Annotated in this window: 25 protein-coding genes; 13 read left to right on the forward strand and 12 right to left on the reverse strand. The window is 74.9% G+C overall.

The genetic code is table 11. The features are described 5' to 3' along the window. Positions 1-121: 121 nt before the first annotated feature. From AC5L34_RS16775 to AC5L34_RS16795, 5 genes are all read right to left on the reverse strand, one after another. Positions 122-787 carry a hypothetical protein gene (locus AC5L34_RS16775; RefSeq protein ID WP_441177474.1) on the reverse strand — a complete coding sequence of 222 codons (666 nt, stop codon included), beginning with the start codon at positions 785-787 and terminating at the stop codon, positions 122-124. Further along, complete coding sequence (locus AC5L34_RS16780) at positions 784-3,456, reverse strand: FtsK/SpoIIIE domain-containing protein (RefSeq protein WP_441177473.1); 2,673 nt, start codon at positions 3,454-3,456, stop codon at positions 784-786. Before AC5L34_RS16780 ends, AC5L34_RS16775 begins: the two co-directional genes overlap by 4 nt. Then, positions 3,449-4,828, reverse strand: coding sequence for a hypothetical protein (locus tag AC5L34_RS16785; RefSeq protein ID WP_494825815.1), 1,380 nt, complete (start codon positions 4,826-4,828; stop codon positions 3,449-3,451). Before AC5L34_RS16785 ends, AC5L34_RS16780 begins: the two co-directional genes overlap by 8 nt. A gap of 9 nt (positions 4,829-4,837) precedes the next feature. Further along, a complete protein-coding gene (locus AC5L34_RS16790) occupies positions 4,838-5,098 on the reverse strand; it encodes a hypothetical protein (protein ID WP_089000636.1) in 261 nt (86 codons plus the stop codon). 124 nt (positions 5,099-5,222) lie between these two features. Continuing rightward, positions 5,223-5,630: a PIN domain-containing protein gene (locus tag AC5L34_RS16795; RefSeq protein WP_494825817.1), complete on the reverse strand. Its 408-nt coding sequence runs from the start codon at positions 5,628-5,630 to the stop codon at positions 5,223-5,225. A 163-nt stretch (positions 5,631-5,793) separates the two neighbouring features. On the opposite strand from AC5L34_RS16795, the gene AC5L34_RS16800 reads away from it, so the two are divergent. The 3 genes from AC5L34_RS16800 to AC5L34_RS16810 are packed head-to-tail and all read left to right on the forward strand — an operon-like array spanning position 5,794 to position 8,880. After that, on the forward strand, positions 5,794-8,349 hold the full coding sequence (locus AC5L34_RS16800; RefSeq protein ID WP_441177470.1) for an ATP-dependent Clp protease ATP-binding subunit: 2,556 nt from the start codon (positions 5,794-5,796) through the stop codon (positions 8,347-8,349). A 13-nt stretch (positions 8,350-8,362) separates the two neighbouring features. Further along, entirely contained in the window at positions 8,363-8,530 is a 168-nt protein-coding gene (locus AC5L34_RS16805; protein ID WP_199184466.1) for a hypothetical protein, read from the forward strand. Then, entirely contained in the window at positions 8,530-8,880 is a 351-nt protein-coding gene (locus tag AC5L34_RS16810) for a DUF3140 domain-containing protein (RefSeq protein ID WP_089000633.1), read from the forward strand. The genes AC5L34_RS16805 and AC5L34_RS16810 overlap by 1 nt, the downstream gene beginning before the upstream one ends. A gap of 99 nt (positions 8,881-8,979) precedes the next feature. On the opposite strand, the gene AC5L34_RS16815 is transcribed toward AC5L34_RS16810, so the two are convergent. The 3 genes from AC5L34_RS16815 to AC5L34_RS16825 form a co-directional block, all read right to left on the reverse strand. Further along, the gene (locus AC5L34_RS16815; protein ID WP_441177469.1) at positions 8,980-9,222 is read right to left on the reverse strand and encodes a hypothetical protein; all 243 of its coding nucleotides are present in this window, start codon (positions 9,220-9,222) and stop codon (positions 8,980-8,982) included. 19 nt (positions 9,223-9,241) lie between these two features. Further along, the gene (locus tag AC5L34_RS16820) at positions 9,242-10,237 is read right to left on the reverse strand and encodes a LysR family transcriptional regulator (protein WP_441177468.1); all 996 of its coding nucleotides are present in this window, start codon (positions 10,235-10,237) and stop codon (positions 9,242-9,244) included. Positions 10,238-10,323: 86 nt separating this feature from the next. Beyond that, positions 10,324-10,932: a hemerythrin domain-containing protein gene (locus AC5L34_RS16825; protein WP_441177467.1), complete on the reverse strand. Its 609-nt coding sequence runs from the start codon at positions 10,930-10,932 to the stop codon at positions 10,324-10,326. 218 nt (positions 10,933-11,150) lie between these two features. Between AC5L34_RS16825 and AC5L34_RS16830 the strand changes: the two genes are divergently transcribed. Together AC5L34_RS16830 and AC5L34_RS16835 are read left to right on the forward strand one after the other, a co-directional pair. Beyond that, a complete protein-coding gene (locus AC5L34_RS16830; protein ID WP_089000629.1) occupies positions 11,151-12,479 on the forward strand; it encodes a M20/M25/M40 family metallo-hydrolase in 1,329 nt (442 codons plus the stop codon). A gap of 59 nt (positions 12,480-12,538) precedes the next feature. After that, positions 12,539-13,192, forward strand: a complete 654-nt coding sequence (locus AC5L34_RS16835) for a hypothetical protein (RefSeq protein WP_363626822.1) — start codon at positions 12,539-12,541, stop codon at positions 13,190-13,192. A 79-nt stretch (positions 13,193-13,271) separates the two neighbouring features. Here the strand turns inward: AC5L34_RS16835 and AC5L34_RS16840 are convergent, their stop codons facing one another. Beyond that, positions 13,272-13,463, reverse strand: coding sequence for a DUF5703 family protein (locus AC5L34_RS16840; RefSeq protein ID WP_013734349.1), 192 nt, complete (start codon positions 13,461-13,463; stop codon positions 13,272-13,274). Positions 13,464-13,631: 168 nt separating this feature from the next. Here AC5L34_RS16840 and AC5L34_RS16845 point away from each other — a divergent pair, with 168 nt between their 5' ends. The 3 genes from AC5L34_RS16845 to AC5L34_RS16855 all read left to right on the forward strand — a co-directional run bounded on the left by AC5L34_RS16845 (position 13,632) and on the right by AC5L34_RS16855 (position 14,579). After that, positions 13,632-14,111, forward strand: a complete 480-nt coding sequence (locus tag AC5L34_RS16845) for a DUF2975 domain-containing protein (protein WP_101409563.1) — start codon at positions 13,632-13,634, stop codon at positions 14,109-14,111. Then, complete coding sequence (locus AC5L34_RS16850; RefSeq protein WP_494825823.1) at positions 14,111-14,317, forward strand: helix-turn-helix domain-containing protein; 207 nt, start codon at positions 14,111-14,113, stop codon at positions 14,315-14,317. The genes AC5L34_RS16845 and AC5L34_RS16850 overlap by 1 nt, the downstream gene beginning before the upstream one ends. Positions 14,318-14,414: 97 nt before the next feature. Further along, entirely contained in the window at positions 14,415-14,579 is a 165-nt protein-coding gene (locus AC5L34_RS16855) for a hypothetical protein (RefSeq protein ID WP_441177466.1), read from the forward strand. Between the two features lie 13 nt (positions 14,580-14,592). Here the strand turns inward: AC5L34_RS16855 and AC5L34_RS16860 are convergent, their stop codons facing one another. Both AC5L34_RS16860 and AC5L34_RS16865 read right to left on the reverse strand, forming a co-directional pair. After that, the gene (locus AC5L34_RS16860; protein WP_494825825.1) at positions 14,593-15,435 is read right to left on the reverse strand and encodes an SseB family protein; all 843 of its coding nucleotides are present in this window, start codon (positions 15,433-15,435) and stop codon (positions 14,593-14,595) included. Next, positions 15,432-15,851: a YbaB/EbfC family nucleoid-associated protein gene (locus tag AC5L34_RS16865; RefSeq protein WP_441177464.1), complete on the reverse strand. Its 420-nt coding sequence runs from the start codon at positions 15,849-15,851 to the stop codon at positions 15,432-15,434. Before AC5L34_RS16865 ends, AC5L34_RS16860 begins: the two co-directional genes overlap by 4 nt. 93 nt (positions 15,852-15,944) lie before the next feature. Between AC5L34_RS16865 and AC5L34_RS16870 the strand changes: the two genes are divergently transcribed. Genes AC5L34_RS16870 through AC5L34_RS16880 form a run of 3 tightly spaced genes read left to right on the forward strand, consistent with a single transcriptional unit; the run spans position 15,945 to position 18,251 of the window. Beyond that, the gene (locus AC5L34_RS16870; protein ID WP_494825827.1) at positions 15,945-16,274 is read left to right on the forward strand and encodes a hypothetical protein; all 330 of its coding nucleotides are present in this window, start codon (positions 15,945-15,947) and stop codon (positions 16,272-16,274) included. After that, positions 16,271-17,332, forward strand: a complete 1,062-nt coding sequence (locus tag AC5L34_RS16875; RefSeq protein ID WP_494825829.1) for a WXG100 family type VII secretion target — start codon at positions 16,271-16,273, stop codon at positions 17,330-17,332. The genes AC5L34_RS16870 and AC5L34_RS16875 overlap by 4 nt, the downstream gene beginning before the upstream one ends. 22 nt (positions 17,333-17,354) lie before the next feature. Next, the gene (locus tag AC5L34_RS16880) at positions 17,355-18,251 is read left to right on the forward strand and encodes a hypothetical protein (RefSeq protein WP_441177461.1); all 897 of its coding nucleotides are present in this window, start codon (positions 17,355-17,357) and stop codon (positions 18,249-18,251) included. A 27-nt stretch (positions 18,252-18,278) separates the two neighbouring features. On the opposite strand, the gene AC5L34_RS16885 is transcribed toward AC5L34_RS16880, so the two are convergent. Continuing rightward, positions 18,279-19,250 carry an aldo/keto reductase gene (locus AC5L34_RS16885; RefSeq protein ID WP_101409569.1) on the reverse strand — a complete coding sequence of 324 codons (972 nt, stop codon included), beginning with the start codon at positions 19,248-19,250 and terminating at the stop codon, positions 18,279-18,281. 176 nt (positions 19,251-19,426) lie between these two features. Between AC5L34_RS16885 and AC5L34_RS16890 the strand changes: the two genes are divergently transcribed. Both AC5L34_RS16890 and AC5L34_RS16895 read left to right on the forward strand, forming a co-directional pair. After that, positions 19,427-20,479: an LLM class F420-dependent oxidoreductase gene (locus AC5L34_RS16890; protein WP_441177506.1), complete on the forward strand. Its 1,053-nt coding sequence runs from the start codon at positions 19,427-19,429 to the stop codon at positions 20,477-20,479. After that, positions 20,476-21,312 carry an undecaprenyl-diphosphate phosphatase gene (locus AC5L34_RS16895; protein WP_089000618.1) on the forward strand — a complete coding sequence of 279 codons (837 nt, stop codon included), beginning with the start codon at positions 20,476-20,478 and terminating at the stop codon, positions 21,310-21,312. Before AC5L34_RS16890 ends, AC5L34_RS16895 begins: the two co-directional genes overlap by 4 nt. Positions 21,313-21,365: the final 53 nt, after the last annotated feature.

Consider the following 21,365-nt stretch of genomic DNA (forward strand, 5'->3'; position numbering starts at 1 on the left):
CTGTCGTCGGATGGGGCCGGCGTCGTCCGGCCTCCACATCTACACGACCGGCGGGCGGGCGCACCGGCAACGCGCTGCGGCAACCGCGCCCGGAACGCCCGGACGCCGCCGCGACGGCGGATCAGCGGCCGGCGACCAGCAACGCGACGGTGGTCACCAGCCCGGCGACGAGCACGACGGTCATCGGCCGTGGGCCGAGCACGGCGTGCCGGCGGTCGGCCAGGACCTTCGCCGGCACCAGACCGACCAGCGGGCCCAGCAGCGTCACCACCAGGGCCAGGACCGGCAGCCCGACCCCCAGCTCCCCGCCGTACCGGTCGCCCGCCGCCCGGGCCGCCCCGCCGAGGGCGTACGCGAGCACCGCGCCGGCCACCCCGCACAACGCCAGCAGGGGGTTGACCGAACCGGGCAGGTCACCCGGCTGGCGGGTGCGGACGAGCAGGTCGCGCACCCCGGCCAGCAGCGGAGCCGGATCGCCCGTCGCGCCGGGCACCGGTGCCGGTGGCCCACCCGCCCGGCGGCCCGAACCGCCGAGCCGAGCGCGCAGCGACTGCCACAGGTCGGCGACCTCGGCGTCGACCCGTTCCTGCTCCTCCCGGGCGTCCACCAGCTCCTGCTCCGCGCGCCGGAGCGCCGCCTCCGCCTCGGCGACGGCCCGCTCGGCGGCGGCACACTGCTGGGCGTGCCAGGTGTGCGCCTCGTCCCGCTGGGCGCGCACCCGGGCGCTCAGCTCCGCCAGCCGACGGATCTGGGCCGCGTACGACCCGCTGGTCACCGGTTCGTTCATCGCGCCGGCCCGTAGGGAATGATCACCTGACCGGTACGGTGCACCGCCCGGTCGAAGAACAGCCCCCGCCAGGGGCGGGGATACCAGTCCGGGCCACCGGTGCCCGGGTACAGCGAGGAGCCCAGCTCGCCGCCGTGGGCGTCCAGCGCCACCCAGGCGCCGATCTGGTCCGTCCGGGCCGCCGGCCCACCGAGGTCGACCCGCATCCGGGCGACGCCCCGCCACCAGGCCAGCACGTGGGTACGCCGCTCCGGCCCGTCGTGCAGGATCCGGCGCAGCTCCTCCAGCCCCGTACGCCGGCCGATCCGCGTCGCCAACGCCCCGGCCGCCGCGTCGACGGCGAACAGCAGCAGGTAGTGCGGGGTGCCCGGCGCGCCCAGCCCCTCGGCGGTCTCGGCCATCAGCTCACCGACCGTCTCCTCGTCGTACCAGGCGGCGTCGTCGGCGAGGTCCTCGTAGAGGGACCGGGCGGCCGGGTCGGCGTCCGGGTCGAGGCAGGCGATGGAGAAGCGGGCCGTGCCCGGGCGGTGCTGGCGGGCCAGGGAGCGGGCCGCCGCGTCGAGCACCGCGCACGCCTCGTCCACCCGGGTGCCGAGCACCGCCAGGTTGCGGCCGGGCGCCCGGGGCAGCCGCAGCGCCGCCGAGCGCGCCTGCACGTCGATGATCTCGCCGAGCAGCGCGACCGGCGTACGCGCGTGCCCCGTCTCCGGCGCGGTCAACGCCCGGAAGTCCGGCGCGTCGGCGAGCCGGGGGATCGCGTCGCCGTCGAAGAGCCGGGCCGGCGCGGCGTCCTGCGGGCGCATCCGCCACAGCCGGTGCTGCAACTCGCTCCACGTCTCCCAGTCGCTGGCCGACGGGATGCGGGCCACCTGGTTGCCCTCCGCCATGCCCGACTCCGCGTTGACCACCGCGTGGTGGCGCGGCAGGGACTGGGCGGCGTCGTTGCGCTCGGCGAGGATCCGCAGGGCCTTCGGCAGGGCGATGCGCAGCGTGAACTGCGCGACCAGCGCGGGACGACCCCACAGCGCCTCGATGCCGCGCACGTCCTGCGAGGCGAGCACCAGGTGGATGCCCTGCGACCGGCCGCGCCGGGCCAGGTCCTCCAGCAGGTCGGCGGCCTCCCGGGCGACCACGTCCCGCCCGGCCAGCAGCATCTGGAACTCGTCGACCACCGCGACGATGCGCGGCCAGTGCCCCGTCGGGTCGACGGCGCGCAGCTCCGCGAGCTTGGTGACCTCGTGCTTCTTGGCGGCGTCGGCGCGTCGGCGCAGCTCCTCGGCGAGGAAGCGCAGCAACGCCAGCCCGAACTCCCGGTCGGTGTTGACGTTGATCCCGACGAGGCGCATGTGCGGCAGCCAGCTCGGGTCCCGCCGGCCCTTGGCGAACCGGGCGAAGGACACCCCCTCCTTGAAGTCCAGCAGGTAGAACTCCAGCTCGGCGGGGGAGTAGCGGGCGGCCAGCGCGCCGATCCAGGCGAAGATCAGGTTCGTCTTGCCGGTGCCGGACGGGCCGCCGATCAGCGCGTGCGGCGGATAGTCGCCCAGGGTGAGCAGCACCGGCCGACCGTGCGGCCCCTCACCGATCGGGGCGGTCAGCCCGGTCGCGGAGTCCTCCCGCCACATCTGCTCGGGCGGCGGCAGCAGGTCGGTGAACGGGGTGGGCGCCGGCCCGGCGTTGACCCGTGCCGCCACCTCGCGGCAGGTCTCGGTGACCAGCACCGGCGGGGGCGGGGGGTCGAGGCGTACGGGCAGGCCGCCCGGCCCGCCGATGCGGGCGCCGTCGGTGTGCGCGCCCACCCGGGTCACGGTGGGGTCCTCGGGCAGCGAAACGCCCCGCACCACCAGGTGCACGCCGCAGGCCGCCCCGGTGCGGACCACCCGGTCGAGCTGGCCGCGTTCGTGACGGGACAGCTCTTCGCCGCCCAGCAGCACCGCCACCCGCCACGGTTCGGGCCGGCGTCCGGTGGCGGCGGCGAGCTCGCGCAGCGAACCGTACTCGCCCGCCAGCACCGTCTCGTTGATCCGGCGGATCTGCTCGACCAGGTCGTCGAGCAGCCGGGCCAGCCCGCCCGGGCCGACGAAGGTGAGCAGCCCGGCGGTGCCGAGGGGGGCGAACCCGGCCAGGCCGCCGCCCAGGTGCTCGGGGTCGTAGCCGACCAGCCGGACGGCGCCCGGGTCGGCCCGCCCGACGCCGCGCAGCAGCAGCGCCGACACCACCGCGTCGCAGCCCACCCGGTCGTCCCCGGTCAGCTCGACGTGGCCGGCGTCGAGCAGCGGCACCAGCGCCGGCACCGGCTCGGCGCCGGGGATGCGTACCGTGCCGACGCGCAGCGCGCCCGGCGGTTCGGCCCGCCGGGTCGGGGTGGGGCGCCACCGGGCCCAGTCCGCGGAGGCCGCCCCGGGGGCCTCCCGCTGCGCCGCGTCCGCCGCACGCCGGGCCAGCTCCGCGATGCGTTCGGCGTGCCGCTCGTCGATCTCGGCCAGCCGTCGGTCGCGCTGCGCGCCGACCCGCTCCGGCACGCCCGCCGCGGCGCGGCGGACCTTCGCCAGCCGCTCCCGGGCCGTGGTCAGCTCGGTCTGCGCGGTGGACAGCCGGGTCCGGGTCGCGCCGAGGGCCTCGCCCAACATGCCCCGGACCCGGGTGACCAGCTGGCTGCGCCGGTCAGCCATCGACGCCCCGCCCGCGCGGGTCCGTCCCGGCGCCCCGGGCCGGCCGGCCCGGGGGCGGGCTCGACCAGACGCCGCCGGGCCGTCCCGCGCCCGTCGCGCCGTCGACCGCTGCGCCCTGTCGCGGCGCCGCGCCGCCCGGAGATCCACCGGGCCGGGCACTCGCCGCCCGGTCGTTCGTCGGGGTGGGACGGTCGTGCGTCGCCGCCCGGTCCCGCGCCGCGCCGGGCCGCTCGGGGGTCCCCGTCCGCTCGGCTGCGTCGGCCCGGCCGGTTCGCGCCGCCCGCTCGGCCGCGTCGGGTCGCGCCGCCCGCTCCCGGGCCGCGCTGGCCTGGTCGTGGGCGGCCGCCGCCCGCTGCTGGGCCGCCGCGACCCGCTCCCGCGCGGCGGCCACCCGGCCCTTCGCGGCGGCGGCGCGGCGCTGCCACTCGGCGTCGTCGGCCCGGTCCCGGGCGGCCTCGCCCTGCCGGCCCCGCTCGTCGGCGGCGCGCCGCTCCCGGGCGGTCTCGGCCTGCCGGGCCCGCTCGTCGTCGGTGGGCAGGTCCCGGCCGAGCCGGGCCAGCAGCACCCCGGTGAGCACCCCCGCGGTGACCGCCGGGTCGGCGGCGTGCGGCTGCTCGGCCTCGCCGCGCCGCGGCGGTGGCATCCGGCAGATCCGGGTCAGCAGGGTGTCCAGCACCGCCGGGGGCAGGCCGGGCAGCAGGTCCCGGACGCGGCCGTCCAGCTCGCGGTGCAGCCGGCCCAGGTCGTCGGCACGCGGTGGGTGCCCGAGCAGCTCCCCGGCCAGCTCGCGTAGCAGCGGCGGGGCCACGGCGGCCATGCCGAGGCCGACGTCGGCGTGCGCGCGACGCAGCTCGGCGTGCAGCCGGTCGCGGTCGCCGGCCCGGACCCCGCCGACGACTCGGCGCAGCAGCTCCCGGGCGTCGTCGACCTTCTCGTCGGGCTGCTCCGGTGGACCCTCCCGGCCGCCGGTCAGCTCCGCCACCCGTACCGACCACCAGCGGCGGGGCGTCACGTCGGCGGCCGGCTCGGGCGCCGCCGCGCCCGGGGTGGCCTCGCGCGGCGCGTCGTGCACCGGCCGGCGCTGCTGCTCCTGCGGCCTCGGGGCCGGGGAGCCGTCGGCGGCCAGCCCGATCGCGGCGAGGTACGCCGACAGCTGCTCCTGCGCGACGCGCAGCGCGTAGCCGGCGGTCTCGGCGTGCTCGGTGGCGGCGGAGAGCTCCGGCACCCCCATCGGGTCGGCCGACTCCTGGCGCACCCAGCGCAGCCGCTCGGCGGCCAGCCCGAACTTCTCCAGCGCCAGAGCCAGCTGGGCCAGCGGCAGGTCATCGGCGGCGGCGCGGACCTGTGCGCCGACGTCCTCGACGATGGACACGGCCGGACCTCAGAGCGTCGCGACGTAGAGTTGCGCCTGCTCGACGGCGACGAGTGTCGCGGCGAGGCACTCCTCCAGCTCCTGGCTGGCCTGGGTCAGCGAGGACTGGGCCGCCTCGACCGTCTCGTGCCCGCTGCCCTCCAGCGCGCCGGCCAGGGTCTGCTGCGCCTCGGCCAGCTTCTCGCCGGCCGCCTGCACGGCGCTCTGGCCGTCGCCGATCTGTTGCAGCGCGACATCGATGGCTGCCTTGAGCTCGGCGACGCTCGCCACGGCGAAACCTCCTGGGGGCGGGGAGGCCTCCATTAGAGCCTATCCCTCACGGTGAGAGAACATCCGCCCTGTCAGTGTTCCTGCCCCGCTGACCGGTTGTCGACCGGAAGCGCCGACAATCCGATCAGCGGGACCCGCCGGGCGGGGTGGTGCCGTCGCGCAGCCAGCGCGGGCCGTACACCTCGGCTCCCTGCGCGGTGACGCGTTCCCGCAGCTCACGGTCGGCGGTGACGACCAGCCGCCGGCGTTGCGGCGCGGCGGCGACCAGGTCGACGACGGCGTCGTCGCCGGACCCCGGCGCGGCGACCACCCGGACCTCGGCGGTGCCCGGCACGTCCCGCGCCCGGCCCTCCACCACCAGCACCACCTCCACCGGGGGCGGCAACTGCGGGGGCAGGCCGGCGGCGGCGACCGGGGCCAGCGAGTCGCGCAGCCGGGCGGTCGCACCCGTGCGGTCGCGCCACCAGCCGTCCGGGCGGGATCCCACCACGTTGGCGGCGTCCACGATCAGCAGCGGCGTCGTCGCGTCCATGCCGTCAGCCTGCCACCCGCCCACCCCGCGACCGCGCAAGGTGCCCGTGGCCTGCCGCGAGCGTCGGCGGGGAGCCCCGGTCCGCCCGCCCGGCGGCGGCGTTTGTCGCGACGGTCGCCGGGTAGCCCCTGGCGACCGTCGCGCCCGACTGCGGAGGACAGACATGATGGGACCCGGTGACTTCGGCTCCGACCCCTGGGACGAGTTCCTGGCCCGGTACTTCGGCCGGGGCGAGGGGGGACGCCGACCCGCGCACCGGGTCGACATCACCCGGCTGATGACCGCCGACGCCCGGGAGATGCTGGCCGACGCGGCCCGGCGGGCCGCCCAGCGGCAGAGCACCGACCTGGACACCGACCACCTGCTCTGGGCCGCGCTGCAACGCGAGCCGCTGCGCGACCTCGTCCGCCGTGCCGGCGCCGACCCGGACACGCTGCTCAACGCCCTCGGCGGGCGCGGTGACGGCGCGCCCCGGGGCGAGGTGCCGCCGAACCTGTCGCTCACCCCGGCGGCCAAGCGGGCGTTGCTCGACGCCCACCAGCTGTCCCGGGCGATGGGCGCCAACTACATCGGCCCCGAGCACATCCTGATGGCGTTGCCGCTCAACCCCGAGTCCCCGGCGGGCCGGATGCTCGCCGCCGGGCGGATCCAGCCCGAGTCGTTGCAGGCCGCCAGCGCCGAGCGCGGGCCGGCGAACGGACCCCGGCCCGACCGTGGCACCCCCACCCTGGACCAGTACGGCCAGGACCTCACCGACCTGGCCCGCAACGACCAGATCGACCCGGTGATCGGCCGGGCCGAGGAGATCGAGCAGGCCGTCGAGATCCTGTCGAGGCGGACCAAGAACAACCCGGTGCTGATCGGCGAGGCCGGCGTCGGCAAGACGGCGATCGTGGAGGGCCTGGCGGAGCGGATCTGCGACGGCGACGTGCCGCAGACGCTGCTCGGCAAGCGGGTGATCCAACTCGACCTGGCCGGCCTGGTCGCGGGCACCCGGTACCGGGGTGACTTCGAGGAGCGGCTGAAGAAGGTCATCGACGAGATCCGGGCGCACCGCGAGGAGCTGATCGTCTTCCTGGACGAGATCCACACCCTGGTCGGCGCGGGCGGGGCGGGCAGCGAGGGCGGCATGGACGCCTCGAACATGCTCAAGCCGGCGCTGGCCCGGGGCGAGCTGCGGGTGATCGGCGCGACCACGCTGGACGAGTACCGCAAGAGCATCGAGAAGGACGCGGCGCTGGCCCGCCGGTTCCAGCCGGTGTTCGTGCCGGAGCCCACCGTCGACGACACCGTGGCCATCCTGCGCGGGCTGCGCGACCGCTACGAGGCCCACCACCAGGTGCGCTTCACCGACGAGGCGCTGGTCGCCGCAACCGAGCTGTCCGACCGGTACGTCACCGACCGGTTCCTGCCGGACAAGGCGATCGACCTGATCGACCAGGCCGGCGCGCGGGTGCGGCTGCGTACCCGCACCCCCGCCTCCGACGTGCGGGAGCTGGAGACGCAGCTCGACGAGGTACGCCGCGACAAGGAGCAGGCGGTCGCCGACGAGCAGTACGAGAAGGCGTCCGCGCTGCGTGACCGGCTCGCCGAGCTGGAGGAGCAGATCCGCCTGGCCCGCGGCGACGAGGGCGGCTCGTCGCAGGTGCCGGCCGTCGGGCCGCAGGAGATCGCCGAGGTGGTCTCCCGGGCCACCGGCATCCCGATCAGCCAGCTCACCGAGGAGGAACGCGACCGGCTGCTGCGCCTGGAGGGCCACCTGCACGAGAAGGTCGTCGGCCAGGAGGACGCGGTCACCGCGGTCGCCGAGGCGGTGCGCCGCTCGCGTACCGGGCTGGCCGACCCGAACCGCCCGATGGGCAGCTTCCTCTTCCTCGGGCCCACCGGCGTCGGCAAGACCGAGCTGGCGCGGGCCCTTGCGGAGGCGCTGTTCGGCGAGGCCGACCGGATGGTCCGGGTGGACATGAGCGAGTTCCAGGAGCGGCACACCGTCAGCCGGCTCGTCGGCGCCCCGCCCGGGTACGTCGGCTACGAGGAGGCCGGCCAGCTCACCGAGGCCGTCCGCCGCCGCCCGTACGCGGTGGTGCTGCTCGACGAGATCGAGAAGGCCCACGCCGACGTGTTCAACATCCTGCTCCAGGTGCTCGACGAGGGGCGGCTCACCGACAGCCAGGGCCGTACGGTCAACTTCAAGAACACCGTGCTGATCATGACGAGCAACCTGGGTTCGGAGCTGATCACCGGCGCCCAGCGCGCCGTCGGGTTCGGCACCGGCGCCGAGGGCGGCGATCAGGAGCGCGACGAGCTGCGCGAGCGGCTGATGCGCCGGCTCCAGGAGAACTTCCGGCCGGAGTTCCTCAACCGCATCGACGAGGTGATCATCTTCCGTCGGCTGGAGGCCGAGCAGCTGCGCCAGATCACCGGCCTGCTGCTGGAGGAGACCCGCCGCCGGCTGCACGCGCAGGACATCCAGGTCCACTTCACCACCCCCGCCATCGACTGGATCGCCGAGCACGGCTACCAGCCGGAGTTCGGTGCCCGCCCGCTGCGCCGGGTCATCCAGCGGGAGGTGGACAACCAGCTCTCCCGGATGCTGCTGGAGTCGGCCGTCTCACCGAGCCAGAAGGTCACCGTGGACGCCCGCGACGGGCGGCTCGCCTTCGACGTGGCGGCCGGCGAGCGCGGCTACACCCCGGCCACGACGTCCCATCCCCGCTGACCGGAGGACGGACATGACCGAACCCGAGGAGACCCGGGACGAGAGCGAGCGCACCGATCCGATCCTGGCCCCGCCGACCGCGAACCCCGCCCGGGTGCGGGTGCCGCCGGAGGGCGTGGGCCAACAGGGCGACGACCCGGAGCCGGCGGAGTCCGACCGCCGCCGTCGAGAGGAGGGCTGATGGTACGCGAGCAGCGGCTCGAACCCGAGGTGGAGGTGCTCTGGGACGACTTCCACGCCCAGGTGAACGTCCCGTCGGAACAGTTGCGGCAGTGGCTGCTGACCCGCGGCTCCGGGGAGGAGTCGTTCGGGCCCGACCCGGACCTCGACCTGCCCGGGCTGGGCCGGCGGATCCTGCGGGTGCTGAGCAAACGCAAGGTCGACCTCACCCCGGAGGACATCCGGGTGATGCGGGACGCGATCGACGAGATCCAGTCCCTGCTGGACGAGAAGCCACCGCGCGGCAACGCCGACGACGAGTGGCGCCACGCCCTGCTCGACCTGGGCCACGACGTCCTCGTCGAACGCTGACCGGGGGGCACGACGCTCCTCGTTAAACGGTGACCGGGGCGTACGGCGCCTCGACGAACGCCGGGCCGGCGACACCGGGGTGTCGCCGGCCCGGCGTGGTCAACCCTGGTCGCTCTCCAGGCTGCCGATCGTCAGGCCCGCGGCGTCCGCCGCCGCCTCGCGGTCGGCGCGCGTCTGCTGCTCGCGGGTCAGCAGGTTGGCGTACTCCGTGACGTCCGCCGGGTCGGGCACCTCCGGCAGGCGACGCAGGAACGCCTCCACGTCGCGGGTGGCGGCGGTGTGCGCGGCGGCGGCCTGCCGGAGGATCTCCCGGTCGTCGGCGGCGGGGTAGAGATCGGTCATGCCCGCCTGATACCCGGCGTCACGCCGTTCGCACCCCGTCGGCCCCGGCAGCCGTCAGCCCCCGCGCCCCGTAGGTCGGGTTGCGCAGCAGCCAGGCCAGGTACTCCGGGTGGGCCGCCAGGGAGTCGGTGTACGCGGCCAGCGCGTGCTCCAGCACCAGCTCGGCGTCGCGGGCGGCGGGGGAGTCCGGATGCCAGCCCAGCATCAGCCGCCAGCGCAGCGGCGTCCCGGCCAGCATCCGGGTCACCAGCCCGGCGACCGGGCGGAAGGTGGCCTGGCAGAGCGCGATGGCTTCGCCCGAGTCCACCATGTCGATGCAGCAGCGCACGTCGGTCTCGTACACCTTGCGCGGGGTGAAGCCGGCGCGGGCGCAGGCGGCGGCGAAGCAGTCGCCGAAGCAGCCGTCGCCGGGCGCGGCGACCCACTGCTCGCGGCTCAGGTCGACCAGGCTCACCTCCGCCCGCCCGGCCAGCGGGTGCTGCTCGGGCAGCAGCACCAGCACCGGGTCGACCGCCACCTCGCGCCAGCTCAACCCGAACTCGGCCGGCGGGGCGGCGTCGCCGCACACCCCGATCAGCGCGAAGTCCAGCCGACCGCCGGCGACCAGCTGGGCCAGCTCCTCGGCCGACCAGGAGGCGTGGGTGGTGATCTGCGCGGGCGGGGGCTCGGCGGCGAGCCGGTGCACCAGGCGGCCGAGGATGGGGCTGTTCACCCCGCCGAAGCGGTACCGGCGTGGGGCGTCCCCCGCGCCGGCCAGCCGCGCCGCCTCGTCCTGCAGGCCCTTCATCGCCGGCAGCAGCACCCGGGCCCGGGCGAGCACCAGCTCGCCGAGGGCGGTCGGTCGGGCGCCGCGGCGGTCCCGCTCGAACAGCGGCCCGCCCAGGGTCCGCTCGATGCGCTGGAGCTGGGCGGTGAGTGCCGGCTGGGCCAGGCCGAGCGTCGATGCCGCCTTGGTCACGCTCCCCGTCTCCGCGATCGCGCAGATCACCCTCAGGTGTCGCAGCTCCAGATTCATACCGTGACGGTATGACCCCGTAGCGGCCGACGGAAGGGCCTGGACGGATCAACGGTCTCCGATCTGTCCGACGCGGCCCCGCCGGCTCAGGCCGGCGGCGGCTCGGTCAGGTCGGCCAGGTAGGTGGGCCGGCCGGTGACGGCGTCGCGGACCTTGTCGACCACCCCCACCGCGGGCTCGACGACCCGGTTCCACGGCGGGGTCGCCGGCGTGCCCGGGTGCGGGCGGGTGGGGGCCGCCTCCTCGGCGATCTCCAGCCGGTTGCCCAGGCGGATGAGCTCCTCGGCGCTGGCCACCTCGCGCAGCGCCGCGACCAGCGCGCCCGCCTCCTCGACGTGGCGGTGCACCCGCGCGGCGACGTCGGCGAGCCCGTCGTCGGTGAGCCCCCGCAGGGCGGTCAGCAGGGCGCGGTCGTCGGCGATGGCCCGGTCGATGCGGCCGGCCGCGTCGGGCAGGGCGGCGCGCACGGCGGGCAGCAGATACTGCTCCTCGGCCGAGAGGTGCCGCGACAGCGCCGCGGTGAGCACCTCCAGGCCCCGCCCCGGGGCGGGCTCCGGGCCCTCGGCGGTGAGCCGCCGCAGCAACTCCCGCAGCTGGCGGTGTTCGGCGTCGAGGATGTCGGCGATGCTGCGCCCGCCCGGACGGAAGTCCTCGTCCTCTCCGGTCGGCGGCAGCGGTGGCAGGGGAACGGTCATGGTGCCCTCCTCTGGTGGCGGGCGAAGCATGTGGTGGGGAGCGGTCGCGAGCGGCGGTACCCGGCCCCGTCGGCGGCGAAACCGCGCCCGGTCGCCGGCGGCTCCGGCCCCCGGGTGGGCACGCGGCCGGCTCCGCCCCACCCGCAGCCGGGGCGGGCGGGGTGGGGCCGGCAGGGCGGGACGACCGCACCGGGCCGGCGGGCTGGTATGAAGAACCGATGACGAGCGACGCCGCCTCCGCCCGACCCGACCCCACCGACGAGGTCGTCGACCTCTGCCGCGACCTCCTGCGGATCGACACCACCAACACCGGGGACAACGACACCAGCGCCGGGGAACGCCTCGCCGCCGAGTACGTGGCGGAGAAGCTCGCCGAGGTGGGCGTCGAGCCCGTCATCCACGAGTCGGCGCCCGGCCGGGCCAATCTCATCGCCCGCATCCCGGGCACCGACCCGAGCCGCGGGGCGCTGCTCGTGCACGGCCACCTCGACGTCGTACCCGCCGACGCCGACGAGTGGTCGGTGCACCCGTTCTCGGGCGAGCTGCGCGACGGCTACCTGTGGGGCAGGGGCGCCATCGACATGAAGGACTTCGACGCGATGGTGCTGGCCGTGGTGCGGCACTGGCAGCGCACCGGGGTCCGCCCGCCCCGCGACATCGTCCTCGCGTACACCGCCGACGAGGAGGCGGGCAGCGACTACGGCGCGCACTTCCTCGTCGAGCGCCACCGGGGTCTGCTCGACGGCTGCACCGAGGCCATCGGCGAGGTCGGCGGCTTCTCGTACTCGGTGAACGACAGCCAGCGGCTCTACCTGATCGAGACCGCCGAGAAGGGCATCGACTGGCTGCGCCTGCACGCGAAGGGCCGGCCCGGGCACGGCTCGATGGTCCACGACGACAACGCGGTCACCGCGCTCGCCGAGGCGGTGGCCCGCGTCGGCCGGCACCGCTTCCCGGTGGTGGTCACCGACACCGTGCGGGCGTTCCTGGAGGAGGTCTCCGACCTGCTCGGCATCGAGCTGGACCCGGAGGACCCGGAGACCGCGATCGCCAAGCTCGGGCCGATCGCCAACATCATCGGCGCGACGATCCGCAACACCGCCAACCCGACGCGGCTCGCCGCCGGGTACAAGGACAACGTCATCCCCGGCCGGGCCACCGCCACCATCGACTGCCGCAGCCTGCCGGGGCAGTCGGAGCTGCTGGAGCGGCAGCTGCGCGAGCTGGTCGGTCCGGACATCGTCATCGAGTACGTGCAGCGCCAGCCGGCGCTCGAGACGACGTTCGACGGCGACCTGGTCGACGCGATGTCGGCCGCGCTGCGCGCGGAGGACCCGGGGGCGCGGCCGGTGCCGTACATGCTCTCCGGCGGCACCGACGCCAAGGCGTTCTCGCAGCTCGGCATCCGCTGCTTCGGCTTCGCGCCGTTGCGGCTGCCCGCCGACCTGAACTTCTCCGCGTTGTTCCACGGCATCGACGAGCGGGTTCCGGTGGACGGACTACAGTTCGGCGTGCGGGTTCTCGACCGGTTCCTCCGCACCTGCTAGCCCCCGCCAGGAACCCGGTGTTCCGGCGGGAACCTCTGATCGTGAAGGGACTGACCCACATGACCGACCAGCACGGTGAGCTGGACGCCGCCCTCGAGCGCGTGATCGATGCGGCCCGCCACCACCTGGCCGCCGTCCGCGCCGCGCAGGGCCGCATCGACGACGACGACGTCTGGCAGGCGTACGTCGCGCTGAACAACGCGTCCTTCGCGTACGACGAGCAACTCCTGGACGCCTTCGGCGAGGTCACCCCGTGGGACGTCGAGTCGATCGACCCGGAGGAGGCCGACCAGCGCTTCGGCGACGCGGAGGGCGTGGAGCCCACCGACCCGCACCCGCGGGTCATCTCGGTGCGCCAGCGGCGCGACTACCGGGTGCCGAGCGTCTCGGCGCTGATCCGCGTCGCCGAGGCGGCCCGGCGGGAGGGCACCCCGGCCGAGGACGAGCCGGAGCCCGTGGAGGGCGTCGGCGAGGCGGTGCTGGAGCTGCTGCAGAGCGGCGACGGCTCGCTCGGCGCGCTGGACGTGCCGGAGCTGGAGCCGCTCGACGGCGTGGTGATGGTCAGCGAGGTCGGCACCCCGGTCGACCTGGAGTCCTTCGACGACGACGACCCGGCGGGCCCGTTCCAGCCGGCCGCCGACGACCGGCTGGTCGGCCGGCTCGACGAGCACCCGTTCATGGAGCTCGACGAGGAGCACGACCACGCCCACTAGGCGCTGACGGCCCGCCGACGCGGCGGTGAAGGCCCGGGGCCGACCGATCGGTCGGCCCCGGGCCTTGCGTGTGTCGGGCTCAGTACGACAGCCCCGGCTGCGGCTGGTTGACCCGGCGGCGGCGCAGCACCACCTGTCGCGTGCCGTCGCGGTACAGCCGCACCCGCGCCAGCTCCCACCCGGAGAACTCCGCCTGGATCGCCAACTGCGCCGCGGCGGTCAACCGGTCGACGTTCGGCGGTAGCCGCAGCGGCGCGTACTCGTAGTCCATGAGCCCTATGCTGCCCAGCCCGGCGGCCGTTTGCCACCCCCTCGCCGGTGACCCGCGCCGCCGTCGCCGGGCGCGGTGCGCGCCGACGGCCCGACCGGTCGCGTCCCGGCGCGGCGGGCGTACGGCGAACCGATTGACTTTCGATAGCTTGCAAGCGATAGTCGATGCATGTTGAACGAGCATCGAGCGGTAGCGCCGCTCCGAGTCTTCCTCGTGGTGCTGTTCGGGATCCTGGTCATGCTCCAGACCTTCTCGCTGCCCGGTCAGTTCGCACACATGGCGCAGGAGTCCCCGGATCTCGCCTACCTCAGGTGGCCGATGACCGCCGTCGCGGTGTTCTGGGTGCTGTGCGTGCAGGTGGTGGTCGTCTGCACCTGGAAGCTGCTCACCCTGGTCAAGCACGACCGCATCTTCAGCGACGCCGCGCTGGCGTGGGTGGACGCGATCGTGTGGGCGATCGTCGCCGCCTGGGTCGTGCTGCTGGGCGTCTTCCTCTACGTCGGCTTCAACGCCACGGACCCGGGGCTGCCGCTGCTGCTGTTCCTGCTGCTGGTGGGCGTCGCCGTGCTGGGTCTGCTGATGGTGGTGATGCGCGCGCTGCTGCGGCAGGCCACGACGCTGCGGACCGACATGGAGGCGGTGATCTGATGCCCATCGTCGTACGCATCGACGTCGAGCTGGCCAAACGCAAGATGAGCGTCGGCGAGTTCGCCGAGCGCGTCGGGCTCACGCCCGCGAACGTGGCGGTGCTCAAGAACGGCCGGGCCAAGGCCGTCCGATTCAGCACCCTGGAGGCCATGTGCCGGGTGCTCGACTGCCAGCCCGGCGACCTCCTCAAATGGGTCGAGGAGTGAACCCACACGGCGCGCCGCGCCCCACGCCCCGGACCAGCGACCACGAACCGCCCGTCGGCAGCTCCGCGAGCGGCCCGGCCGCCACCAGGGAGACGCCATGAAGTACCTGAAGTACCTGCTCGTCCTCGTCGCCGTCGCGCTCGGCGTCGCCGGCGTCGTGCTCGGGGAGGCCGACGACTCGCCGGGCCTCCAGCTCCTGGGCGTCGTCCTCGTCGTCGGCGCGATCGCGTTCGGCGTACGGGCCGTGCGGCGCGGCAGGTAGCGTGCGGCGGCGGTCAGCCGGTGGGCGGGTTCGCCGCCAGCAGGGCGGCCAGCGACGCCGCGCCGAGGGCGAGGGCACGCGGGGTACCCGCGTCCACCACCAGCCCCCACGCCGGGTCGGGCCAGTCCGCGAGCAGGTCCGCGCAGGGCACGGCGACGAACGGCACGCCCTCCCCGGCGAACGCGGTCAGCGCGTCGGGGGAGGTGAAGACGGGCAGCAGCGGCGCGCCGGTCGGGTCGGTGACGATCGTCCACGGCACGTCGCGGTCCGGCCCCGGCTCCGCCGCCAGCGGTACGCAGACCGCCGCGGCGGCGAGGATGCCGAGGTAGCCGGGCAGGTCCCGCCGCGCGCCGGCGTCGCTGAGCAGGTCGAGCACGGACGCCCCACCTGCGGCCGGCTCACCGGCGGCCGGCTCACCGGCGGGTGGTTGCCCAGCGGTCCGCTCCTTGTCGGCGGGCGGTTCCCCGGCGGCCCGGACGCGGGGCACCGGCGGGACGGTCGGCTCCGGCCGCACCCGGGGGCCGGTGGGCGGGAGGATCTGGCAGGACAGCGCGCCGGGCTCCGTGGTGAGCACCGTGGCGGCGGTCCGCGCCGCGAACCCGCTCCACCAGCGCAGTCCCTCGGCGGTGCGCGGCGTCTCGTACCACCAGCCGCCGGCCCCGCGCGGCGCCTGCCAGCCGAGCTCGGCCAGGCGTGGCTCGTCGTAGGGCGGGCAGACCCCGCGCACGGTGTTCCGGCGCACCATCAGGTGCAGCCGGCGGGGGCCGGCGGCGAGTTCCAGGTCGGTGTCGCGGTCGCAGCCCGACAGCGTGTCGTGGAGCCGGGCGACGATGTCGGGCCAGCCCGGCGACGTCATGCCGGCGGCCCCGCGAGGCGTCCGTCGAGGCGCCCGAGGCGTCCCATCGCCTCCTCCAGGCGACCCAGCGAGGCAAAGTCGCCGGGCGTGCCGAAGATGCCGTTCAGCCCCGCGCCGAGCGTCGCGTCGAGACCCTCGGTGCGCTCGTTGAGCTGCTCCGTCGCCGCCGCCCGGGCCTGCCGGTACGCCTGCAGGACCATGGCGGCGAGATCCTCCGTGCCCACCCGCAGCGCGGTCGGGGCGAAGCTCAGGTCGGTGAGCTCGCCGGTGGCGCCGACGGTCGCGGAGACCAGGCCGCTGTCGTCCGTGGCGGTGCCGCTCAGCTCGTCCAGGTCGTCGGTGAGCCCGGCGAAGCGCCGCTCGATGTCGGCGAGCCGTCCGGCGAGGGCGTCGAACGCGGACAGCGGGTCAGACATGGGAACCTCCCGTACGCGGTGCCGCCCGGGGTGGCGGCGGGCGGCGGCATGATCGTATCGTCGTCCCGCCGGTGCGAGTGGGGGAGGAACGGCGTGCCTGACATCGACGTGGACGTGCAGGCGGTACGTCGGCTGGAGGTGGCGGCGAAGCGGGTGGCCACCTCGCTGAGCGCGCTGGAGGGTCGGCTCACCTCCGCCGGGGACATCCCGGACGGAGCCTTCGGGCACCTGCCGTTCGTCAGCGACCTGCTCCGCGAGAAGTACGCCGAGCAGGTCACCGGCGGTATGGAGCTGTTCCGCTCCGGCCACGACGCGTTCGAGCGGGTCGGCGGCGCGCTGGGCGCGACCGCCGAGTCCTACGAGCGCAACGAGCAGGACATCGACGCCTCGTTCCGCGCCATCGGCGCCGGGATGCCCCGGTGAGTGGGCCCGCGGGCACCGCCGTCGAGCTCTGGAACGGCATCGACAACGCCCTGTCCGGAGTGGACAAGGTGGTCGACAGCGTCTGCCGCACCCTCGCCTGGCCGCTGATCCAGCTCGTCGACCTCGTCGACGGCGAGCCGGCCGCGCTGCGCGCCAAGGCCACCGAGTGGGACGCGCTGGCCACGCAGGTGCGGGAGCTGGCGATGGGCCACCGCGGCGTACGCGTGGCCGAACAGGCCGGCTGGCGCTCGCCGTCCGGCGAGGCGTACGGGCGGCGGATGGCCGACGTCGAGCAGCAGTTGCTGGACGTCGCCGAGCAGTTCGCCGCCACGGCCGAATACCTGCGCGGGGTCGCCGACGCGTTGCAGACCGTGCACGACGTCCTGGTCGACATCTGCGTCGAGTTCGTGAACTTCCTGCTGGTGACGCTGGTCACCGCGCTGCTGATGGCACCGTTCACCGCCGGCGCGTCCTGGGCGGCCGGCGTGGCGCTGGGCGTCACCCGGGGCATGATCGCGCTGGCCCGGATGCTGAAGATCATCCGACCGTTGGCGACGCACCTGCAGAAGGTCATCCGGCTGCTGCAACGGGTCCTGCTCCACCTGCGCAAGCTGCGCAACCACCTGGACAGGCTGGTCGACAAGCAGAAGGCGCTGCGCGCCGGCCAGAAGTACGCCGACAGGCGCCGCGCCGCCGGCGACGCCGACAAGTGGTTCCACAAGTTCATGGATCCGGCGAAGGGCAACTGGAAGCTCGGCAAGTCCGGCACGCCGTTCGACATGAGCACGTTCGAGCGCCTCGGCGCGCTGCGGGCGCACGGCATGGCCGACGGGGCGCGGATGATCGGCCGGGACTGGGCCACCAACCTGCCGTGGAACATCCCGAACTCCGTCGTGCACGGTGCCACCTGGGGCACCGTGGCGATGGTCTCCGGGCTGTCCGTGCCCGGCATGGACCAGGTCGGCGACAAGGTCGACGCGGCGGTGCGGGGCGGCGCCGAGTGGATCGACCAGAATGTCTTCGGGCAGCCGCCGGCGGAGCAACCGGCCGGCAGGTGACGGCCGACCGAGGGGGTACGAGGTGTCCGAGGGGCGCAGCCGGCTGGGCCGGCTGACCGACGCGGTGCTCGGCGGCGCGCGTGCCGCCCGGGAGAAGGCCCGGGAGCTGCGCGACGAGTTCCGCACCAGCGACGAGCCCGAGCGTGCCCTCGTCGCGCCCCTGCTGCCCGGCGAGGAGATCCGCTACGTCGGCCTGGCGCCGGTGCGGGCCCCGGAGAACCACCGGGCCGGCAGCCAGCTCGCCGACCGGGTCAACGCGGAGCTGGCCGAGGCGCTCGACCCCCGCGCGCTGTTCGGGCTGCTCAACATCGTCAACCCCGTCGCCTGGGTGGACGCCGTGATGACACCCGTACGCATCGCCGCCGGCGTCCTGCTGCTGCCCGGCAAGGCCGCCGTGCTCGCCGCGGGCACCCCGGAGGCGGCCGAGCCCGAACCCGCGCCGGGCGCCGCGCCCCGGGAGCCGCTGCCGCTCACCGACGAGCAGGAGGCGTTCCGGGCGCTGTTCCGGCTCAGCCGCTACCGACCGCTGGCCGACCAGCTCGCCGAGATCGCCTACCGGCGGCGGTACGTCTTCAGCGGCGACCTGGCGACGCTCGCCGGCAGCCTGCTGCTGTTCCTCGAGCGCTACACCGGCACCCCGCTGGCGGTCACCGACACCCACCTGCACCTGCTGCGGATGGGCCGCCGCCCCGACCCCGACCGCGAGGACCGCCGGCGCCCCCAGGTGCTGTGGAGCGTGCCGCGGCAGCGCGTCGCCCGCATCGAATCCGAGCACGGGGCCCGCCTGATGCAGTTCCCGTCCACCATCGTCTTCGACGACGGGTCCTGGATCCGGATCGTCAACCCCGCCACCCGCGACGACCAGGCCCGCTTCCTGGCCGCCGTACGCGAGCTGCCCGGCGGGCGCCCGGCGGCCTGACGCGCGCTCGCCCCGCGCGACGCGGGGTCAGCCGTCGCGCTCGGGGTAGCCCACCGGCACCGCCGACACGTCGTCCAGCGCGGTGACGATCTCGTCCGGCAGGGTCACCCGCTCCACCTGGAGCGCGCCGAGCAGTTGCCCGACCGTCCGCGCGCCGAGGATCGGGGCCACCACCCCGGGCCGGTCGCGGATCCACGCCAGCGCCACCTCCGTCGGGGAGACACCCAGCCCGCCGGCGGCGATGGCGACCGCCTCCACGATGCTGGAGCAGCGGGGCTCCAGGTAGGTGGCGACGAACCGCTCGAAGTGCGGCGAGGCCGCCCGCGAGTCGGCGGGCCGGCCGTGGCGGTACTTGCCGGTGAGCACCCCCCGGCCCAGCGGCGACCAGGGCAGCACCCCCAGCCCGAGGGCCTCGCACGCGGGCAGCACCTCCCGCTCCACGCCCCGCTCCAACAGCGAGTACTCCACCTGCGCGGCCACCACCGGGGCGCGCCCCGGCCAGGCGGTCTGCCAGGCCGCCGCCCGCGCGGTCTGCCAGCCGGCGAAGTTCGACACCCCGACGTAGCGGACCCGGCCGCTGGCCACCGCGTGGTCGAGCGCCGCGAGCGTCTCCTCCAGCGGCGTGTCCGGGTCGTAGCCGTGCAGCTGGAACAGGTCGACGTGGTCCGTGCCGAGCCGGCGCAGCGAGGCGTCCAGCGTACGCAGCAGGTGGCCCCGGGAACCGTCGCGGCGTCGGCCGCTGCCCGGACGCAGCCCCGCCTTCGTGGCGATCAGCAGCTCGTCGCGGGGCACCAGGGAACCCAGCAGCGACCCGATGACGGCCTCGGCGTCGCCGTCGCCGTAGACGTCGGCGGTGTCGATGAGGTTGCCGCCCGCGTCGAGGAAACTCTTCAGCTGGGCGGCCGCGTCGTCGGCGTCGGTGTCCCGGCCCCAGGTCATGGTGCCGAGCGCGAGCCGCGAAACCGCCAGCCCGCTTCGGCCGAGCGGTCGCTGTTGCATGGGTGAACCTTATTTCGAACCAGGGCCCGCCGATATCCTCGCCGCCGTCAAGTGTGTCGGGCGCGTCGCCTTTCCGACCGTCCGGGCGACGCCCCGGTGGGGGCGACCGGTGATCGGGCCGTCTTCCGGCATTGCGTAACCTGATGCGACCTGTGGTGCGGATGGGGGAGGACCTAGTGCGACTCGGGCTCAGCCTCGGATACCAGACGGCGTGGAGCACACCGGCCGATCACCTTGCGTTCGCCCAGGAGGCGGACCGGCTCGGCTACGCGGTGGTGTGGGCGGCGGAGGCCTACGGCTCCGACTCGCCGAGCATGCTCGCCTGGATGGCCGGGCAGACGGAACGGATCGACCTGGGCAGCGCGGTGATGCAGATCCCCGCCCGTACGCCGGCGATGACCGCGATGACGGCGGCCACCATCGACGCGCTCTCCGGCGGCCGGTTCCGGCTGGGCCTGGGCGTGTCGGGCCCGCAGGTCTCCGAGGGCTGGCACGGCGTGCGGTTCGGCAAGCCGCTGGCGCGGACCCGCGAGTTCGTGGACATCGTGAAGCTGGCCGTGGCGCGCAAGTCGGTCGCGTACGACGGCGAGTTCTACACGCTGCCGCTGCCGGACGGGCCGGGCAAGGCGCTGAAGCTGGGCTTCCACCCGCCGCGCGAGCACATACCGATCTACCTCGCGGCCGTGGGCCCGAAGAACCTGGAGCTGGCCGGCGAGATCGCCGACGGCTGGCTGGCCGTCTTCTACGCCCCCGAGTTCGCCGAGGAGCAGCTCGCCTCGGTGCGCGCCGGGCGGGCGAAGGCCGGCAAGGAGCTGGCCGGCTTCGACGTGGTCCCGTCGGTGCCCGTGGTGGTCGGCGACGACGTCGCCACCTGTGCGGAACTGGTCCGCTGGTACGCGGCCCTCTACGTCGGCGGCATGGGCAGCCGCCAGCAGAACTTCTACAACCAGCTCGCCACCCGGATGGGCTACGGCGACGCCGCCCGCGAGGTGCAGGACCTCTACCTGGCCAAGCGGCAGCGCGACGCCGCCGCCGCGGTGCCGATGGAGTTCATCGACCGCACCTCGCTGCTGGGCCCGAAGGAGCGCATCGCCGAGCGGATGCGGGAGTACGCGGCCGCCGGCGTCACCACCCTGTCGGTGAGCCTGTTCGCCGCCGACCGGGACAGCGGCCTGCACACCCTGCGTACCGTCGCCGAGGCGCTGGACCTCTCGGGAGTCGGGGAGTGACCTGGATCGAGGCCATCGTCCTGGGCATCGTCCAGGGACTGACCGAGTTCCTCCCGGTCAGCTCGTCCGGTCACCTGCGGATCACCTCCGCGATCTTCTTCGACCAGGACGCCGGGGCGTCGTTCACCGCGGTCACCCAGCTGGGCACCGAGGCGGCGGTGCTGATCTACTTCGCCAAGGACATCTGGCGCATCACCCGGACGTGGCTGGTCGGCATCCGGGACAAGTCGGTGCGCTCCAGCCTCGACTACCGGATGGGCTGGTACGTCATCGTCGGCTCGATCCCGATCGGGCTGTTCGGTTTCCTGTTCAAGGACCAGATCCGCACCGCCGGGCGCAACCTGTGGCTGGTGGCCACCACCCTGATCGTGTTCGCGTTCGTGCTCGCGTTCGCGGAGTACTGGGGCCGGCAGAGCCGCACCCTGGAGAACTTCCGGATGCGCGACGGCGTGGTGATGGGTTTCGCCCAGGCGATGGCGCTGATCCCCGGGGTGTCCCGCTCCGGCGGCACGCTCACCGCGGGGCTGCTGCTCAACCTCACCCGGGAGGCGGCGGCGCGCTACTCGTTCCTGCTGGCCATCCCGGCGGTGGTGATGTCCGGGATCTTCAGCGTCGGTGACGTCTTCGAGCCGGCGGCCCCCGGCACGTCGGTGCCGAGCCTCGCCCAGATGATCGTCGCCACGATCATCGCCTTCGGCGTGGGGTACGCGGCCATCGCCTGGCTGCTGCGCTACGTCGCGCACCACACCCTGTACGTCTTCGTGCTGTACCGGGTAGCGCTGGGCACCCTGGTGCTCGCCCTGCTGATGACGGGCACCATCAGCGCCACCTGATCCGCCACCCACCTCCACACCGGCCCTCGTTCCGCAGCAGCGGACGGGGGCCG

The organism is Micromonospora sp. ZG13 (genome assembly GCF_059359355.1).

Excerpts from the sequence above, each read along its gene's own strand:
- AC5L34_RS16775 (WP_441177474.1), bottom strand. The coding sequence starts at position 787 with ATGAACGAACCGGTGACCAGCGGGTCGTACGCGGCCCAGATCCGTCGG.
- AC5L34_RS16780 (WP_441177473.1), bottom strand. The coding sequence starts at position 3,456 with ATGGCTGACCGGCGCAGCCAGCTGGTCACCCGGGTCCGGGGCATGTTG.
- AC5L34_RS16795 (WP_494825817.1), bottom strand. The coding sequence starts at position 5,630 with ATGGACGCGACGACGCCGCTGCTGATCGTGGACGCCGCCAACGTGGTG.
- AC5L34_RS16800 (WP_441177470.1), top strand. The coding sequence starts at position 5,794 with ATGATGGGACCCGGTGACTTCGGCTCCGACCCCTGGGACGAGTTCCTG.
- AC5L34_RS16805 (WP_199184466.1), top strand. The coding sequence starts at position 8,363 with ATGACCGAACCCGAGGAGACCCGGGACGAGAGCGAGCGCACCGATCCG.
- AC5L34_RS16810 (WP_089000633.1), top strand. The coding sequence starts at position 8,530 with ATGGTACGCGAGCAGCGGCTCGAACCCGAGGTGGAGGTGCTCTGGGAC.
- AC5L34_RS16815 (WP_441177469.1), bottom strand. The coding sequence starts at position 9,222 with ATGACCGATCTCTACCCCGCCGCCGACGACCGGGAGATCCTCCGGCAG.
- AC5L34_RS16820 (WP_441177468.1), bottom strand. The coding sequence starts at position 10,237 with ATGAATCTGGAGCTGCGACACCTGAGGGTGATCTGCGCGATCGCGGAG.
- AC5L34_RS16825 (WP_441177467.1), bottom strand. The coding sequence starts at position 10,932 with ATGACCGTTCCCCTGCCACCGCTGCCGCCGACCGGAGAGGACGAGGAC.
- AC5L34_RS16830 (WP_089000629.1), top strand. The coding sequence starts at position 11,151 with ATGACGAGCGACGCCGCCTCCGCCCGACCCGACCCCACCGACGAGGTC.
- AC5L34_RS16835 (WP_363626822.1), top strand. The coding sequence starts at position 12,539 with ATGACCGACCAGCACGGTGAGCTGGACGCCGCCCTCGAGCGCGTGATC.
- AC5L34_RS16840 (WP_013734349.1), bottom strand. The coding sequence starts at position 13,463 with ATGGACTACGAGTACGCGCCGCTGCGGCTACCGCCGAACGTCGACCGG.
- AC5L34_RS16845 (WP_101409563.1), top strand. The coding sequence starts at position 13,632 with ATGTTGAACGAGCATCGAGCGGTAGCGCCGCTCCGAGTCTTCCTCGTG.
- AC5L34_RS16850 (WP_494825823.1), top strand. The coding sequence starts at position 14,111 with ATGCCCATCGTCGTACGCATCGACGTCGAGCTGGCCAAACGCAAGATG.
- AC5L34_RS16855 (WP_441177466.1), top strand. The coding sequence starts at position 14,415 with ATGAAGTACCTGAAGTACCTGCTCGTCCTCGTCGCCGTCGCGCTCGGC.
- AC5L34_RS16860 (WP_494825825.1), bottom strand. The coding sequence starts at position 15,435 with ATGACGTCGCCGGGCTGGCCCGACATCGTCGCCCGGCTCCACGACACG.
- AC5L34_RS16865 (WP_441177464.1), bottom strand. The coding sequence starts at position 15,851 with ATGTCTGACCCGCTGTCCGCGTTCGACGCCCTCGCCGGACGGCTCGCC.
- AC5L34_RS16885 (WP_101409569.1), bottom strand. The coding sequence starts at position 19,250 with ATGCAACAGCGACCGCTCGGCCGAAGCGGGCTGGCGGTTTCGCGGCTC.